This is a genomic window from Saccharomonospora sp. CUA-673 (assembly GCF_001942305.1).
In the GTDB taxonomy this organism is placed as follows: domain Bacteria; phylum Actinomycetota; class Actinomycetes; order Mycobacteriales; family Pseudonocardiaceae; genus Prauserella.
The window spans coordinates 56,687-70,943 of record NZ_MKKE01000014.1 but is presented as its reverse complement, the minus strand read 5'-3'; the positions used below and the strand labels follow the sequence as shown (position 1 = coordinate 70,943).

General features: G+C 70.3%; 20 protein-coding genes and 3 pseudogenes. 9 read left to right on the top strand and 14 right to left on the bottom strand.

Annotated elements, in window-relative coordinates:
• Nucleotides 1-59: 59 nt before the first annotated feature.
• Entirely contained in the window at nucleotides 60-1,064 is a 1,005-nt protein-coding gene (gene rsgA / locus BJF85_RS08695; protein WP_075846534.1) for a ribosome small subunit-dependent GTPase A, read from the bottom strand.
• Between the two features lie 149 nt (nucleotides 1,065-1,213).
• Here rsgA and BJF85_RS08690 point away from each other — a divergent pair, with 149 nt between their 5' ends.
• Together BJF85_RS08690 and BJF85_RS08685 are read left to right on the top strand one after the other, a co-directional pair.
• The gene (locus tag BJF85_RS08690) at nucleotides 1,214-2,044 is read left to right on the top strand and encodes an SOS response-associated peptidase (protein WP_075846533.1); all 831 of its coding nucleotides are present in this window, start codon (nucleotides 1,214-1,216) and stop codon (nucleotides 2,042-2,044) included.
• Entirely contained in the window at nucleotides 2,041-2,655 is a 615-nt protein-coding gene (locus tag BJF85_RS08685; RefSeq protein WP_075846532.1) for an alpha/beta family hydrolase, read from the top strand. Before BJF85_RS08690 ends, BJF85_RS08685 begins: the two co-directional genes overlap by 4 nt.
• 71 nt (nucleotides 2,656-2,726) lie before the next feature.
• On the opposite strand, the gene ybaK is transcribed toward BJF85_RS08685, so the two are convergent.
• A complete protein-coding gene (gene ybaK, locus BJF85_RS08680) occupies nucleotides 2,727-3,209 on the bottom strand; it encodes a Cys-tRNA(Pro) deacylase (protein ID WP_075846531.1) in 483 nt (160 codons plus the stop codon).
• Between the two features lie 191 nt (nucleotides 3,210-3,400).
• On the opposite strand from ybaK, the gene BJF85_RS08675 reads away from it, so the two are divergent.
• Entirely contained in the window at nucleotides 3,401-4,069 is a 669-nt protein-coding gene (locus BJF85_RS08675; RefSeq protein ID WP_369822124.1) for a sigma-70 family RNA polymerase sigma factor, read from the top strand.
• Nucleotides 4,066-4,437, top strand: a complete 372-nt coding sequence (gene rsrA / locus BJF85_RS08670; RefSeq protein WP_075846530.1) for a mycothiol system anti-sigma-R factor — start codon at nucleotides 4,066-4,068, stop codon at nucleotides 4,435-4,437. Before BJF85_RS08675 ends, rsrA begins: the two co-directional genes overlap by 4 nt.
• A 149-nt stretch (nucleotides 4,438-4,586) precedes the next feature.
• Here rsrA and BJF85_RS31280 read toward each other — a convergent pair whose 3' ends face one another.
• A complete protein-coding gene (locus tag BJF85_RS31280) occupies nucleotides 4,587-4,661 on the bottom strand; it encodes a 50S ribosomal protein bL37 (RefSeq protein ID WP_369299110.1) in 75 nt (24 codons plus the stop codon).
• Between the two features lie 166 nt (nucleotides 4,662-4,827).
• Between BJF85_RS31280 and BJF85_RS08665 the strand changes: the two are divergent.
• Nucleotides 4,828-6,311 (top strand): annotated as a pseudogene (locus tag BJF85_RS08665) (sensor histidine kinase).
• A 177-nt stretch (nucleotides 6,312-6,488) separates the two neighbouring features.
• Here the strand turns inward: BJF85_RS08665 and BJF85_RS08660 are convergent.
• Together BJF85_RS08660 and BJF85_RS08655 are read right to left on the bottom strand one after the other, a co-directional pair.
• Nucleotides 6,489-6,743 carry a WhiB family transcriptional regulator gene (locus tag BJF85_RS08660; protein ID WP_075846529.1) on the bottom strand — a complete coding sequence of 85 codons (255 nt, stop codon included), beginning with the start codon at nucleotides 6,741-6,743 and terminating at the stop codon, nucleotides 6,489-6,491.
• A gap of 285 nt (nucleotides 6,744-7,028) precedes the next feature.
• Nucleotides 7,029-8,001: pseudogene (locus BJF85_RS08655) on the bottom strand (diacylglycerol kinase family protein).
• 231 nt (nucleotides 8,002-8,232) lie between these two features.
• On the opposite strand from BJF85_RS08655, the gene BJF85_RS08650 reads away from it, so the two are divergent.
• Entirely contained in the window at nucleotides 8,233-8,694 is a 462-nt protein-coding gene (locus BJF85_RS08650) for a hypothetical protein (RefSeq protein ID WP_075846528.1), read from the top strand.
• A gap of 46 nt (nucleotides 8,695-8,740) precedes the next feature.
• On the opposite strand, the gene BJF85_RS08645 is transcribed toward BJF85_RS08650, so the two are convergent.
• Together BJF85_RS08645 and BJF85_RS08640 are read right to left on the bottom strand one after the other, a co-directional pair.
• Nucleotides 8,741-9,217 (bottom strand): GNAT family N-acetyltransferase, encoded by a 477-nt coding sequence (locus BJF85_RS08645; RefSeq protein ID WP_075846527.1) that lies wholly within the window; start codon nucleotides 9,215-9,217, stop codon nucleotides 8,741-8,743.
• Nucleotides 9,218-9,257: 40 nt separating this feature from the next.
• Nucleotides 9,258-9,848 (bottom strand): acid phosphatase, encoded by a 591-nt coding sequence (locus BJF85_RS08640; RefSeq protein ID WP_075846554.1) that lies wholly within the window; start codon nucleotides 9,846-9,848, stop codon nucleotides 9,258-9,260.
• 104 nt (nucleotides 9,849-9,952) lie between these two features.
• Here BJF85_RS08640 and BJF85_RS08635 point away from each other — a divergent pair.
• Both BJF85_RS08635 and BJF85_RS08630 read left to right on the top strand, forming a co-directional pair.
• A pseudogene (locus BJF85_RS08635) lies at nucleotides 9,953-10,165 on the top strand (DUF4442 domain-containing protein); the annotation flags it as partial.
• A 45-nt stretch (nucleotides 10,166-10,210) separates the two neighbouring features.
• Entirely contained in the window at nucleotides 10,211-10,414 is a 204-nt protein-coding gene (locus tag BJF85_RS08630) for a hypothetical protein (RefSeq protein WP_075846524.1), read from the top strand.
• Between the two features lie 109 nt (nucleotides 10,415-10,523).
• Here the strand turns inward: BJF85_RS08630 and BJF85_RS08625 are convergent, their stop codons facing one another.
• The gene (locus tag BJF85_RS08625) at nucleotides 10,524-11,285 is read right to left on the bottom strand and encodes a GntR family transcriptional regulator (RefSeq protein WP_075846523.1); all 762 of its coding nucleotides are present in this window, start codon (nucleotides 11,283-11,285) and stop codon (nucleotides 10,524-10,526) included.
• 383 nt (nucleotides 11,286-11,668) lie between these two features.
• Here BJF85_RS08625 and BJF85_RS08620 point away from each other — a divergent pair, with 383 nt between their 5' ends.
• Nucleotides 11,669-11,902: a hypothetical protein gene (locus BJF85_RS08620; protein WP_255375489.1), complete on the top strand. Its 234-nt coding sequence runs from the start codon at nucleotides 11,669-11,671 to the stop codon at nucleotides 11,900-11,902.
• A gap of 61 nt (nucleotides 11,903-11,963) precedes the next feature.
• Here BJF85_RS08620 and BJF85_RS08615 read toward each other — a convergent pair whose 3' ends face one another.
• The 6 genes from BJF85_RS08615 to BJF85_RS08590 form a co-directional block, all read right to left on the bottom strand.
• Nucleotides 11,964-12,209 carry a hypothetical protein gene (locus BJF85_RS08615; protein WP_075846552.1) on the bottom strand — a complete coding sequence of 82 codons (246 nt, stop codon included), beginning with the start codon at nucleotides 12,207-12,209 and terminating at the stop codon, nucleotides 11,964-11,966.
• 14 nt (nucleotides 12,210-12,223) lie between these two features.
• Nucleotides 12,224-12,586 carry a hypothetical protein gene (locus BJF85_RS08610; RefSeq protein ID WP_139320534.1) on the bottom strand — a complete coding sequence of 121 codons (363 nt, stop codon included), beginning with the start codon at nucleotides 12,584-12,586 and terminating at the stop codon, nucleotides 12,224-12,226.
• Between the two features lie 40 nt (nucleotides 12,587-12,626).
• A complete protein-coding gene (locus BJF85_RS08605) occupies nucleotides 12,627-13,139 on the bottom strand; it encodes an N-acetylmuramoyl-L-alanine amidase (protein ID WP_083666117.1) in 513 nt (170 codons plus the stop codon).
• Between the two features lie 3 nt (nucleotides 13,140-13,142).
• Nucleotides 13,143-13,334, bottom strand: a complete 192-nt coding sequence (locus BJF85_RS08600; protein ID WP_075846520.1) for a hypothetical protein — start codon at nucleotides 13,332-13,334, stop codon at nucleotides 13,143-13,145.
• A gap of 3 nt (nucleotides 13,335-13,337) precedes the next feature.
• Entirely contained in the window at nucleotides 13,338-13,832 is a 495-nt protein-coding gene (locus tag BJF85_RS08595; protein WP_075846519.1) for a hypothetical protein, read from the bottom strand.
• Between the two features lie 67 nt (nucleotides 13,833-13,899).
• Nucleotides 13,900-14,244, bottom strand: a complete 345-nt coding sequence (locus BJF85_RS08590) for a hypothetical protein (protein WP_075846518.1) — start codon at nucleotides 14,242-14,244, stop codon at nucleotides 13,900-13,902.
• Between the last annotated feature and the right edge of the window lie 13 nt (nucleotides 14,245-14,257).

Below are 14,257 nucleotides of genomic sequence, written 5' to 3'. Positions count from 1 at the left end.
ACCGGGCAATCCGTTCCTGCGGGACGAAGGTCACGTCGGGAACGCGGGCGCAGGGGTGCTCAGTCGCCCAGGCCGGCGCGGGAGGCCAGCAGCCTACGCAGCGACGTCAGGCGCGCCGCCGCGGACGGGACGTCGTCGAGCACGCAGTCCGGGTCCTCCGGCGCGCCGAGGTGTCCGCAGCCGGGTGGGCATTCCTCGGCGGCCTCGGCGAAGCCGGCGAAGGCGCCCACGATGTCGTCGGGGGTCACGTGCGCCAGGCCGAACGAGCGCACGCCCGGGGTGTCGACGACCCAGCCGTCGGAACCGGGAAGGGGCAGCGCGATCGCGCTGACCGACGTGTGTCTGCCCTTGCCGACGGCGCTGACCTCGCCCGTGGCGAGTTCGGCGTCCGGCACCAGCCGGTTGACCAGGGTCGACTTGCCGACGCCCGAATGCCCGACGAGCGCCGACACCCGGCCCGACAGCCGCTCCACGAGGGCGTCGAGCTCGCCGTCGTGGCGGGTGACGACGGCCGGGACCTCGAGGTCGGCGTACTCGGCGACGAGCGCCTCGGGGTCGGCCGGATCGGCGAGGTCGGCCTTCGTCAGGCACAGCACCGGTTCGAGCCCGCCCGTGTAGCAGGCCACCAGGCAGCGGTCGATGAACCCGGTGCGCGGCGGCGGATCGGCCAGCGCCGTGACGATGAGCAGCTGGTCGGCGTTGGCGACGACGACGCGTTCGTACGGGTCGGTGTCGTCGGCGGTCCTGCGCAGCACGCTCGTGCGGTCCTCGACGCGCACGATCCGGGCCAGGGTGTCCGGCGCGCCGCTGACATCGCCGACGAGGTGCACCCGGTCGCCGACGACGATCGGCGTCCTGCCCAGCTCACGGGCCCGCATCGCGGTGACGGCACGCTCCGGATCGCCCCCGACCGCACACCGCCACCGGCCGCGATCCACCGACGTCACCATCGCCGGCGTGGCGTCGGCGTGGGTGGGGCGGCGCTTGCTGCGCGGTCGGCTGCTCTTGCCGGGACGCACGCGGACGTCGCTCTCGTCGAACCTGCGCCAGTCGCCACGCGCCACGGACGTCCACCTCTCGCCGCCGGTTCCTCGGGTGGGCGCCCGTGTTGCCGGACCCACCCCGTGCGCGTAATGATCCCCCATCGTGTTCGCCCCGCTCGCACGGCCGTGCCAGGCTGGGGCGAGGACTACCGACGAGGCAGGGAGACGCCATGTGCGGGCGTTATGCGGCCACCAAGAGTCCGGCTGCGCTGATGGAGGAGTTCGAGGCCGCCGACGGCACGCAGGGCGGCGCGCCGTCGGAGAACTACAACGTGGCGCCGACCAAGAACGTCGTGAGCGTCGTCGAACGCCATCCCCGTGACGACGACGGCGAGGTCGACACCGAGGCCCCCGCCGAACGGGCGCTGCGCGTGATGCGCTGGGGCCTCGTGCCGTTCTGGGCGAAGGACGCGGCCATCGGCAACCGGATGATCAACACGCGGGCGGAGACGGCGGCCGAGAAGCCCGCGTTCCGCAAGGCTCTGACCCGGCGCCGCTGCCTCATCCCTGCCGACGGCTGGTTCGAGTGGAAGGTCGGCCCCGTGCCGGAGGGTCAGCCGAAGAAGAAGGCGCCCAAGGAGGCGTTCTTCATGACCGATCCCGGCGGCTCGTCGCTCGCCTTCGCCGGCATCTGGGAGACCTGGCGCGACCCCAAGGGCGACGAGGACGCCCCGCCGCTGGTCACGTGCTCGATCATCACGACCGAGGCGCGCGGACAGCTCACCGAGGTGCACGACCGGATGCCGCTGATCATGACGCGCGACCGCTGGCACGACTGGCTGGACCCGGACCGCACGGACGCGACGTCGCTGCTCGAACCGCCCGGTCTCGACGTGCTCGACGCGCTGGAACTGCGTCCGGTGTCGTCGCTGGTGAACAACGTGCGCAACAACGGTCCGCAGCTGCTCGACCGCCTCACCCCGCAGCCCACCGACCTCGACGCGCCGTCCACGGACGCGGCCGCCGACGGTGCCCTGTTCGACGTTCCGGACACGCGATGACGACCGCCGAGATCGACACCCCGCACGGCCCCGCGCGGGCCGAGCTGCACTGCGCCGACGAGGGCGTCGCGGGCCTGCTGCTCGGGCACGGCGCGGGCGGCGGGATCGACGCGCCCGACCTGGTCGCCGTCGCGGGCGCGGCGCGCGCGGCCGGGGTGCACGTGGCGCTGGTGGAACAGCCGTACCGCGTGGCGGGCCGCAAGGCGCCCGCACCGGCGAAGCAGCTCGACGCGGCGTGGTTGGCGGTCGTCGACGAGTTGTCCGGCCGGTGGTTCGAGGGGCTGCCGCTCGTGTTCGGCGGCCGCTCGTCGGGGGCGCGCGTGGCATGCCGCACAGCGGCCGAGGGCCGGGCCGACGCCGTGCTGTGCCTGGCGTTCCCCGAGCATCCGCCGGGCAAGCCGGAGAAGTCGCGCCAGCCCGAACTCGACGACGTCGAGGTGCCGACGCTCGTGGTGCAGGGGGAGAAGGACCCGTTCGGCCGGCCCGAACCCGGCCCGCGGCGCGACATCGTCATGGTCGCCGGCGATCACAGCCTCAAGGCCGACCTCGACGGTGTGTCCAGGGCGGCCGGCGAATGGCTCGGCCGCGTCATCCGTCCGCTCATCGCGTGAGCGGGACCTCGCTCCGACCTCGCTCCGACCTCGCTCCGACCTCGCTCCGGTGGGTGGTTCTCGGCGCCGGTTCAGGCGTGGGCGGCGATCGGGGCGACGACGGCCGAGGTGACGGCGATCAGGTCGGCGGGGGCGAGTTCGATCTCCAGTCCGCGCCGGCCGCCGGAGACGAGCACCGTGTCGAAATCCTGTGCCGAGACGTCGACCACCAGCGGCAGACGCGAGCGGTGACCGAGCGGAGAGATGCCGCCCACGACGTACCCGGTCGCCCGTTGCGCGTCGGCGGTGTCGGCGAGCCTGGCCTTCTTCCCGCCGGCCGCCGCGGCGAGCGCCTTGAGATCGAGTTGCCCCGTGACCGGCACGACCCCGACGGTGAGGTTCCCGTCGACGGCGGCCACCAACGTCTTGAACACCCGCTCCGGTGCGACGTCCAGCACCTCGGCCGCCTCGAGCCCGTACGAGGTGTGCCGCGGGTCGTGCTCGTAGGTGCGCAACGTGTGCGCGATCTTCCGCTTCGTCAGCAACGCCGTCGCCGGGGTGCCCTTACCTGCCATGCGCAGCAGGTTAACGACCCGCCGCGGCCGGGCACCCGACCGGCGGGAATACCCGATCAGGGGTCGTCGTTGCAGGTGGTGTGCCGACGATTCTGACCAGACCCGAGAGCGCTCGACGCGTACCCTCGGACGAGACATACGTGCCGTCGGTGGCGGGTAGCCACCTGGTCGCCGATCTGGAAGGGAACGGTTTGCCGAGCACGCAGAACTCTGCAGAGCCCGCAACCGCCGAGACAGCCGAGGGCGCCTCCGCCGAGGTGGAGCAGCCCGAGGTCGAGCAGGAGCGCATCGCCCGCTTCGAGCGGGACGCGATGCCGCTCATCGACCAGCTGTACTCGGCCGCGCTGCGCATGACGCGGAACCCGGCCGATGCCGAGGACCTCGTGCAGGAGACCTACCTCAAGGCGTACTCGGCGTTCGCGTCGTTCAAGAAGGGCACCAACCTCAAGGCCTGGCTGTACCGCATCCTGACCAACACGTTCATCAACGGCTACCGCAAGCGGCAGCGACAGCCGCTGCAGCAGCCCACCGAGGAGATCACCGACTGGCAGATCGCCCAGGCGGAGAGCCACACGTCGAGCGGACTGCGCTCCGCCGAGGTCGAGGCGATGGACAAGCTGCCCGACACGGACGTGAAGGCCGCGCTGCAGCAGCTGCCCGAGGACTTCCGCCTCGCGGTTTACCTCGCCGACGTCGAGGGCTTCGCCTACAAGGAGATCGCCGACATCATGGAGACGCCGATCGGCACCGTCATGTCGCGGCTGCACCGTGGTCGGAGCCAACTTCGGAACCTGCTTGCCGACGTCGCCACCGAACGTGGTTTCATCCGCTCCTCGACACGGGAGGTGGCGGGCCGATGAGCACCCTCGAACAGCCGGAACAGCACTCCGGGGACCAGCCGGACCAGCACGCGGACCAGGACCGGGACGTGTGCTGCGACGAGGCGCTGGCCGAGATCTATCTGCTCCTCGACCGGGAGTGCAGCCAGGAACGTGACGCGGAGCTGCGCAAGCACATCGAGGACTGCCCGCCGTGTCTCGAGGAGTACGGCATCGACGACCAGATCAAACAGCTGCTGCACCGCAAGTGCGGTGGCGAGCAGGCCCCGGTCGACCTGAAGGAGCGGCTGCGCGCGTCGATCCACAAGACCGTGGCCGAACGCGGCGGCGTGTTCAGCGAGACGGAGCTGACCATCGAGCAGGTCCGCGGCCGCACCGAGGGCCGCTGAGCCGTACGCGAAACGCCAACACGGCGTCGTGAGTTGCTGACACGGCGACGTGGGGTGCTGACACGGCGACGAGAAGACCCCGGCCACTTCGATCGAAGTGCCGGGGTCTTGCCATTGCACCTGGAGGGCCGCTCGGGGCGGCCGGCGACTCAGGTGTTGGGCTTCTTGCCGTGGTTCGCTTTGTTCTTCTTGCGATCGCGGCGCTTACGTGCACGCTTCGACATGATCAATCCTCCATGACTTGCTACTCCCAGTGTCGCACGAGCACGTCGGGCGATCACGTTCACCCTGGATGAGCCACGGTGGGCGGCCGGGCGCGTGGGAGTATGGCGGAGCGGATCACGACCGGGTCCGCGTCGGATTCGGACGAAGTGCGGTGGTCGATAACCGATGTCCACGCTTGCGGAGCTGTTGGCCGACAACACCGGCCTGCCCGGGGAGGCCGTCGACCACCTGCAACTGGTGGTCGCCGAATGGCAGTTGCTGGCCGACCTGTCGTTCGCCGACTTCCTCATGTGGGTACCGGTCGTCGGTGCCGAGGGCGATTTCGTCTGCGTCGCGCAGGTGCGGCCCACGACGGGTCCGACCGCGCACCCCGAGGACGTCGTCGGTACCCGGTTCACCTCCGAGGAGCACCCGCAGTTGGCGCGGGCCGCCCGCGAGCTGCGGCTGTGCCGCGAGGAGGAACCGCACTGGTACAACGACCTGCCGATGCGCAGGGAGGCGATCCCCGTCCGGTTCGGCGACCGCGCGGTCGCGTGCTGAGCCGCGATTCGAACCTGGCCTCGCCGCGCGTGCCGAGTCCGCTCGAGATCGCCTACCTGGGCAGCGCCGCGGATCTGTGCCAGATGATCGCCGACGGCACGTTCCCGAGCCCGGACGGCGGCACCGACGTCCACACGAGCCCGCGCGTCGGCGACGGCCTGATCCGCGTCGACCAGCACGGCACTGTCGTGTTCGCCAGCCCCAACGGCCAGTCGGTGTATCACCGCATGGGATTCGAATCGGAGCTCATCGGCGCTCGCCTGGCGCCGTTGACGCGGTCGCTGATCCGCGACCCGTTCGACGCGACGGAGATCTCGCACCGCATCCTCGACGCCATCGGCGGCAAACCGAGCAGCCGGGCCGAGGCCGAGTCGCGCCACGGCGCGGTGGCGCTGTTCCGCGCGCTGCCGTTGCGCCCGGCGGGCAGGCCGGCCGGCGCGCTCGTGCTCGCTCGCGACGTCACCGAGGTCAAGCGCCGCGACCGGGCGCTGATGTCGAAGGACGCCACGATCCGCGAGATCCACCACCGCGTGAAGAACAACCTGCAGACGGTGGCCGCACTGCTGCGCCTGCAGTCACGGCGCACGCCGAGCGGCGAGGCACGGCAGGCGCTCAGCGAGTCGGTGCGGCGCGTGTCGTCGATCGCCTTGGTGCACGAGGCGTTGTCGATGTCGGTCGACGAGAGGGTCGACCTGGACAAGCTGTTCGACAACGTGCTGCCGATGGTCGGCGAGGTCGCGACCGCCGAGGCCCAGGTGAAGCTCTCGCGCAGCGGGTCGTTCGGCATCGTCGCCGCGGAGATCGCCACTCCGCTGGTGATGGTGGTGGCCGAGCTGGTGCAGAACGCCGTCGAGCACGCGTTCACGCCGGGCGGCCCGGGCGAGGTGGAGATTTCGGTGGAACGGTCGGCGGGCCGGCTCGACATCGTCATTCGTGACGACGGACGCGGATTGCCGGCCGGATTCTCGTTGGAACGCGCCGACGGTCTCGGTTTGCAGATCGCGCGGACGCTCGTGGAATCCGAATTGCGCGGATCGTTGTCGCTGCGCGGTGGCCGGAGCAGCGGTACGGAGGCGACGCTGCGGGTTCCGCTCAACCGCCGGGGTTGAGCGGAAGACCGGGACTCCGCGGTGCTACCGAAAGTCGAAAGGCGCACCCCGAACATGCTTGAGGGCCGGCACCCGAAACGGGATGCCGGCCCTCAAACCTTTTGCCTCGGCCCCAGTGGGAGAACGCATTCTGCCTACCGGGCAAAAGGACAGGTCGTGATACCTGCGGTGAACGACTCAGGCGTTGCTGCGCTGGCCGATCTGTGCGCGGCGACGCTTGAGCGCGCGACGCTCGTCCTCGTCCATGCCGCCCCACACGCCGGCGTCCTGGCCGCTGGCCAGGGCCCAGGCGAGGCAGTCGGCGGCGACGGTGCAGCGGTGGCATACGGCCTTGGCTGCGGTGACCTGGGAGAGAGCGGGGCCGCTCGTTCCCACGGGGAAGAACAGTTCCGGGTCCTCGTCCCGGCAGGCTGCGCGGTGGCGCCAGTCCATCGTAGAGCTCCTTCAAAAGACGCGGGGATACCGCGCCAACGTCGTGGCGGTCGTTTTTTGGGGTGCTTGTGAATGCTTTCACGAGTCCCCGGCTTCGACAAGTGTTTTCAACGGATCGGTGAGTCAGGTCACCTGCCCGAAACACCGACCTGACCTGCGGCTTTACCTGTTGGCAACGCCATCCGTCGATCGAACTTTGCGGCGAGTGGAGCCTCTGCGTCGATGAGCGGCAACACCGGGTTTGCCGGAGGTGATCAGCTGCTGCTGTTCACCGCCCGCGATCAGTCATACCGCGACGGTGAGCGCCTGCGGGACGCTCCGGAACTCCACCCTGGTCCGTCTTCCGACCAGGTCTCCGTCGACCTGAAAGTGTACGGGTTTTTCGGCCGTCACGCAGACGAATGACAGATCGTCGCTGCGTACGAGGTTGCGGCCGCGGTGCTTGCCGCGGCGCAGGGCCTGGTTCAGGTGCCGGGCGACGGTGCCGAGGCCCATCGTGCGAAGCGCGAACAGGCCGAGTCCGGTGTCGAACGAGCAGCCGGTGTTGAGGTGGACCGGACGCGACCCCAGGTAGCTCCACGGGTCGGTGTTGGACACGAACACCGTGCGCGTATCGGCCGAGTCCTCGCCGGGGACCTCGACGGTGAGCGCCGGCCTGCCCTTCGGCGGCCGCAGGTACGCCGACACGGCCGTCCTGGCGTAGAGGGAGGGACTGGCGCGCTTGCCGCGTTTGGCGTCGACGCCCGCGACGACGTCGGCGTCCCAGCCGAGGCCCGCGTTGAAGGTGAACCACCGTCCGTCGGCGTTGCCGAGCCCGACGCGGCGGCGCGTGCCCGTCTCGACGGCGTGCAACAGGCGATGCGTCGCCTCGACCGGATCACGGGGCAGTCCGAGTGCGCGCGCGAAGACGTTCGCCGAACCGCCGGGCACCACGCCGAGCGCGGGCGCGGGCGGCGTGCGGCCGGTGAGACCGGAACCGCGCGAGCCACCGGAGACGCGGTCGACCGGGCGGTTCGGCGCCGGCCATGAGGCCGTTGACGACCTCGTTGACCGTGCCGTCCCCGCCGTGTGCCACCACGAGACCGACGTCGCCGAGCTCCCCGCGCGCGGCCTTGCGCGCCACGGTCATCGCGTGCCCGCGATGCTCGGTCTCCACCACCTCGAGCTTGACGCGGCTCGCCAGGGCGTGTGCGAGGACGTCACGCCCGCCCTGGGAGGTGGCGGTGGCCTGCGGATTCACGACGAGTACTGCGCGCACTCGTTCAGCCTAGGTGAACCTCCGGCCCGCTCTGCTCGTTGCTGCCTCCAGCTCACTCGGGTTCGCGCGCGAACGCGCCACTGCCACCGCGACGAGTGCACCCCGGACGACCGCCGGCTCATCGACGACACCTGAATCCTTGCCCCAACCCCGGGCGGCGGAAAACGGCCGTCCGGGTGGCATACCCTGGGAGGCGTTCACGCACGGTCACGTCCGAGGGGAAGGCCACCCGTGGCGCTCGCCGACAAGATCTCTCCCGCGCCCCGCGAGGTCCGGTATGCCGGACTGCTCACGGCGCTGCCCGGTGTCGGGCTCCTCGTGATCGCGTTCATCCTCGCGGTCACCGGCACGAGCGAGGATCTGATCGCCGAGGTCAGCTACTACGTCATCCTCGGGGTCGCGGTGCTCGCGTGCGCCGTCGGACTGCTGCTGGGCAAGACGTGGGCGCGGTCGCCCGCCCTGGTGGTGGCGATGATCCTGATCGGCGTCGGCTGGTACGCCACCGGACCGTCGGACCAGTCGGGCTACGGCGTGCCGATCATGATCGCGGGCGTCGTGGTGATCGTGCTGCTGTTCCGTCGTGACTCGCGTGCCTGGGTCCTCGGGCTGCGTCCCGACGAGACCGAGGAGGAGGCCGCGCGCCGCGGCGGCATGTCCGGGCGCGCCGCCGAACGCGAACGCGACGAGTTCTGAGCCGCCGAGTTCCGGGGCGCCGAGTCCCGCGGAGCCCCGGTCCCGGTCAGCGGGCCTCGTTCGCGAGCGCGCGCAGCGGGTCGTCGGTGAGGCGGTAGACGGTCCACTCGTCCATGGCCTCGGCGGCGAGGGACTCGTAGAACTTCCGCGCCGGATTCCAGTTCAGCACCCACCATTCGAGGCGCGCGTAGCCACGGTCGACGCATTCGGCGGCCAGCGTCGCCAGCAGGGCCTTGCCGAGCCCCGAGCCGCGGTGCTCGGGCAGCACGAACAGGTCCTCGAGGTAGATGCCGTGCACGCCGCGCCATGTGGAGAAGTTGAGGAACCACAGCGCGAACCCGACGACCTCACCGTCGATCTCGGCCACGTGGCCGTAGAGCGCGGGCTTGTCGGCGAACAGGGCGGCACGGAGCTGGTCCGGCGTCAGATGGCATTCGTCGGGCGCCTTCTCGTACGCCGCCAGGGCGTGGACGAGCGCGACGACGGCCTCGGTGTCGTGGGGACGGACTCGGCGGATGGTCACCGCTCCATGATCGCACCGGTGGGCGGTGGGGGTGGAGCGCTCAGGCCGGCGGGACGTTGAGGTGGCGGATCTGCGGGGCGCCGTGCTCGTGGCCGAGCACGGAGATGCTCGCCGGGTCGACGCGGAAGTGCTCGCCGGCGGCCACGTCCAGGCCGAGCCAGCGGGCGATGACGACCCGGGTGAAATGGCCGTGGCCGATCAGGACGACCTCGCCGTCGGCGAGCGCGCCGCGGATGCGGTCGAGGACGCGGTCGGCACGCGCGCCCACCTCGGCCGGGGTCTCGCCGTGCGGGGCGCCGTCGGTCCACAGCGACCAACCGGGGACGGTGCGCCGGATCTCGGCGGTGGTGGTGCCCTCGTAGTCGCCGTAGTCCCATTCGGCGAGCTCGGCGGACTGCTCGTCGACACCGATCCCGACCAGCTCGGCGGTGCGCACGGCGCGCTCGCGCGGACTCGACAGGACGAGCGCGGGGTCGTCGCCGCGGTGCAGCAGGGCGTACGTGCGACCCGCCGCGTGTGCCTGCCGCTCGCCGACACCGGTGAGCGGCAGGTCGGTGCGGCTCGTGTGCCTGCCGGTGGCCGACCATTCGGTCTCGCCGTGCCGGATGAGCAGAAGGCTGTGTTCGGACACGGGTGCACCGTAGTCCGCGCAGGCGGTGGGGGCCACGGAGACGAGTCCGGCGGTGTCGGGCGGCGGGGTGACCGATGGTGTTACTCATGGGTAATATCTGCCGCATGGGTTCTGTGGATGCGGCGGCGAGCACGGCCGTGAACGCGACGTACGCGATGTGGCGCAAGTTCTCGGGCTCGACGCTCGGGCGCGGCGTGTTCTCGACGGCGATGTGCCTGCGCGTGCCGTACTTCCGGACGGTGCTGCCGATGGTGCGCGACATGCGTCCCGGCCGCTGCGAGGTCGCCGCGCCGAAGTGGTGGGGCGTGCACAACCATCCCTAGTGGGCACGTTGGGCCTCACGAGCATGAGAGGCCCCCCACGTGTCCCAACTGTCCGCAGCGCTCGTCCGCGCCTACCGCCGCCCACACTCGCGACTCACCCGTGACCGGCGATGGATCATCACCCGGCTCATCTGCTACCCGATCATGGCCGCGGCCGGCGTCGTCGCCGTCATGGGCGCGGCCGACCCGTCGATCTTCACCGACATGATCGTTGACGGCGTGCGCGTGCGGGTGCACGAGTGATCGCCGCGCTACGCCGACTGTGGGCCCGCGTGCGCGTGTGGCTGGCCACCGACCCGCCCGACCGCGGCGACCCCGACGACCGGGTGTGGTGACACCTCGCCTGGACGCGCTAGTCGGCGGCCCATTCGTAGGACAATCCGTATCGGTCGGCTGGGACCGTCATGTCGTTGACCTCGAGCGGCGTTCCGTCCTCGCGGTAGGCCACGCGCGTCACGGTGATCACGGGCGTCCCGGATTGCAGTTGCAGCGTCGACAGCTCGTCGGGTGTGGGCATCCGCGACCCGACGTGCTCGGCATACGTCCCGATGGCGTGGCCGGCTTCCTCGAGGCGGGCGTACACGCCGCCGGCGCCCGTGTCTTCCTGCTCGGCGGCCGTGCCGCGGGTGAACACGCGCGGCAGGCGCGACACGGCGAGCTGCACGGCCTGTCCGTCGGCGCTCATGACGCGGTCGCGGACGGTCACCTCGGCGCCGGCCTCGAGGGCAAGGATCCCCGCGACGCGGTCGTTGGCCGGCTCGAACCGCACCGTGACAGTCGTCGTGGGGGTGAATCCCTGCTCGGCGGCGTCGGCGAGGAACGCGCCCTTGTTCTGCGCTCGGGCGGCGCGGGATAGGCGTGTGCGGGCGAGTCGTTGAATCTGGGCAGCGCGGCGGACAAACACGCCGCGCCCGTGCTCGGCCACCACGACACCTTCGGTGCGCAGCAGGTTGACAGCGTCGCGGATGGTCGGCCGCGACACGCCGTAGCTGTCGACGAGCTCGCGTTCACTCGGTAGGCGGGCGCCGGCGGTGAGCTCGCCCGCGGCGATGCGCTCGCGCAAATCGGCCGCGACCTGCCGAAACGCCGGAACACCACTCGTTCGATCCACCATCACCCGCATTGTTCCACCCGTACGGACGTGTTGACCACTTGCCGGGGGTGTGCCACTGTCCAACTGGTAATGACGTGTTGACCAGTTGGCGGTGTGGACGTGAGTAAGGCCCGATACCGCGTGGTGATGACGCTGCTCGCACTGACGCTCGCCGGTGTCGTGTGGGTTCTGGCCATGCTGATCGCGAGCGCACCGTGTCCGTGCTGGTACTGACAGCAAGCGGAAGGAATGGTTTGCTATGGCTGGACCACCGATGAAGACGTGCCCGACGTGCTACGGCTCGGGACTCGCACCGAACCGGAAGGATTTCTGTGGGACCTGCGGGGGAATTGGCGAAGTCGCCGGCTGACGAAACCTGCGACCTGTGCCAGGGCACGGGCACGATGTCGTGGCAGCAGCCCTCGCCGGATGGGTCGGTTCTGCGCACGATCGAGATGGACTGCCCGAACGGTTGCGGCGCCTCGTGGAAGCATCCGCACGCCGAGCGGCATCGGGTAGTCGATCAGCCCGACGACCGACCGGCCCGCGTGCGCGGCCGTGTCGACGAGTCGCAAGAGATCGGCGCCGACTTCATCCGGCAGGCCCTGGCGAACTGGGGTTTCAGCAACCCCCGATGACACACCGAGACAGCCCCCGCACCCCCAGCCCCGGGAGTGCGGGGGCTGTCCCCGTTGTTGGTCAGTAGGCCGGCGGCCGGCTCGAGCCGAGCAGCAGCCGGGCGAGCCACTGCGGCAGCCGCGGCTCAACCCAGCGCACGAGCGCGTACACGCCGGCGAGGGCGGCCGGGACGATCAGTTCATCGGCGAGCCCGCCGAGCGTGTCGGCGAACTCGGCAGGCAGGCCGAGCCCGACGAACCACGCCACGAGCGCGGCCCACAGTGCGGGCACGACGGTGCGCACCCACGAGGTGAGGCGATCAGACATGGGCTTGCCCTCCATCAGATCGGCGCCACGGTCAGCGACCACGACGTGTCGGACGCGTAGCCAACGTCGATCTTGCCGACGTCGGGCGGGATCACCAGGCGCAGCGAAGCGTGCCGGTGCACCCACATGTTCCGGCCGAGCGGACCGACCCCGCCGGGGTTGGACGTCGACGCGCCCCACCGCGCGGCCGCCTGGTTGGCGTTGATCGTCTTCCACGTGTTGATCGTGTCGATGTGCACGCCGGCCGCTTCGCCCTCGCCGGGGCTGATCAGCAGCTCGCGTTCCCGGCCGACGAACGGCACGGGAACGGCGCGCCACGCGACGCCGTCGGCACCGCCGGGGCGGAGCGTCCCGCCCGGGTCCATGGGTACGTGCACTGCAATCTCCTCACTATCGGTGTTGCCCCTCGCCAGGTAGTCAGCGACCCGGTTCCGGAACATGTGCATGTTGATCCCGTGGGGGTCGATCTTCCGCGCCGGCGCGATCTCCTTGTGTCCGCGGACGCGCTTCGGTGGCTTGCCGAACTCGCGCACCAGCTCGCGCGCACAATGCCTCGTACGCCTCGAGCTGGCGGCGTGGCCACGGCTCGCCGACGCCGTCGTTACCGGCCTCGATCCCGATCGCGTGCTTGTTGCCGTAGATCAGCGGGTTGATGTTCGCGCCGGCGTGCCAGCAGCGGCCGGCCGCGACGACGTGGATCGTGCCGTCGCGCCGCAGCGCGTAGTGCGACAACGGGCCGGCGAGCTTGCTGTGTCCGTCGCGGATCACGGTGTTGAACGTGCCGGGGTCGTGGCGTGCGGCGTCGTGGTGGGCGATGACTGATCGCACCTTGCCCATGCCGCCGTGGCCTCGGTTTCTCCAGCCGTTTTCTTCCACGACGGGGAATCCGGTACGGCGCGCTACGTCTGCGAGCTGGTGAAGCCACGCCATATGTCACCCTCCGATCGCGGGCACGAGTTGCGCGACCGTGCCGCCGCCAGCGCCGGCCCCGACGGCGACGATCAACGCCCACCGCTCGAGCTTGCGCAGCCGTTGTTCATGGTCGGTGCGCTGGTCGATCAGCGCGTCGAGCTTGGTCTCTATGCGGGCGAGTCGTTCAGACATCCCTTCGCCTGCCGTGGTCATGTCTCACCCCTGCGGGATCACGAGCGCGATAATCCGGCCGTTGTCGAACGACAAGTCGGTAGCCGTGTTGCTCGAGTCGGTCCAATAGTTCTGGGCGCGCACGGTGATTCCGGCGGCCGGGTCCGACGTGGACAACATGTGGATAGGCGAGAAACCGGCGCGGCGGGTGCTTGCCCCGCCGCCGGACTGGTCGACCGCCGGGCTGCCCCACGCGTAGGACGAGCCGCCGTCTGTGGAAATACCGATACGCATGCGGAACTGCGACCCCGCGTCGTCGTTGGTCGCGTTCCCGGACCCCCACGCCATGATCAGGACGGGGCCGCCCGGGTTGGGGAACGTGATCAGGCCTCCCCAATCGTTGTAGGTGGCGCGCGTCGGGTTCCGCACCTGCGGTAGCGCGATGGTGTCGGCGTACGGGATCAACAGCTCGCGCGCCTGCCGGTTCTCGGTCTGCGCGGCCTCGAGCTGGTCGTCGACTGCGTTCGCGAGCGCGCCCATCTGGCCGGCCCGTCGGGCGGGTCGGTCAGATCGGGATACGGAAACCCGTAGTTCGGTGTGCTGGGCATCAGGGGAACACCTCCTCTTCCGGTTCCCCGAACTTCGCCTGGTAATCGGCGTCCGACATGATTTCGAACTGCATCCCGATCGAGTCCCGGTGTTCCTCGGCGTAATACGGCGCACTCACAATCCACCCGCCGGGACTCACCCGAAGAAATTCAGGCTCTACAAAGGACGACGGGACGAGAAACAAGCTCGGCCCCTGGGACGACTCGGGGGACGCCTCGTAACACACGTGGTACCGCGCGAATCCCGCCCCGCCGAGCGCGGCCTGTACCTCGTCGGCGTTGTCTCCGTTCCACTGAATCGCGGTATACTTCGGCTCGTTGATTTCCGGGTTCTGTACAGGCATAGCTGGTTCCTTC

Coding starts and splice junctions, on each gene's coding strand:
- BJF85_RS08690 (WP_075846533.1), top strand. CDS start 1,214: ATGTGCGGGCGTTATGCGGCCACCAAGAGTCCGGCTGCGCTGATGGAG.
- BJF85_RS08685 (WP_075846532.1), top strand. CDS start 2,041: ATGACGACCGCCGAGATCGACACCCCGCACGGCCCCGCGCGGGCCGAG.
- ybaK (WP_075846531.1), bottom strand. CDS start 3,209: ATGGCAGGTAAGGGCACCCCGGCGACGGCGTTGCTGACGAAGCGGAAG.
- rsrA (WP_075846530.1), top strand. CDS start 4,066: ATGAGCACCCTCGAACAGCCGGAACAGCACTCCGGGGACCAGCCGGAC.
- BJF85_RS08660 (WP_075846529.1), bottom strand. CDS start 6,743: ATGGACTGGCGCCACCGCGCAGCCTGCCGGGACGAGGACCCGGAACTG.
- BJF85_RS08625 (WP_075846523.1), bottom strand. CDS start 11,285: ATGGTGGATCGAACGAGTGGTGTTCCGGCGTTTCGGCAGGTCGCGGCC.
- BJF85_RS08620 (WP_255375489.1), top strand. CDS start 11,669: ATGTCGTGGCAGCAGCCCTCGCCGGATGGGTCGGTTCTGCGCACGATC.
- BJF85_RS08615 (WP_075846552.1), bottom strand. CDS start 12,209: ATGTCTGATCGCCTCACCTCGTGGGTGCGCACCGTCGTGCCCGCACTG.
- BJF85_RS08605 (WP_083666117.1), bottom strand. CDS start 13,139: ATGGCGTGGCTTCACCAGCTCGCAGACGTAGCGCGCCGTACCGGATTC.
- BJF85_RS08600 (WP_075846520.1), bottom strand. CDS start 13,334: ATGACCACGGCAGGCGAAGGGATGTCTGAACGACTCGCCCGCATAGAG.
- BJF85_RS08595 (WP_075846519.1), bottom strand. CDS start 13,832: ATGGGCGCGCTCGCGAACGCAGTCGACGACCAGCTCGAGGCCGCGCAG.
- BJF85_RS08590 (WP_075846518.1), bottom strand. CDS start 14,244: ATGCCTGTACAGAACCCGGAAATCAACGAGCCGAAGTATACCGCGATT.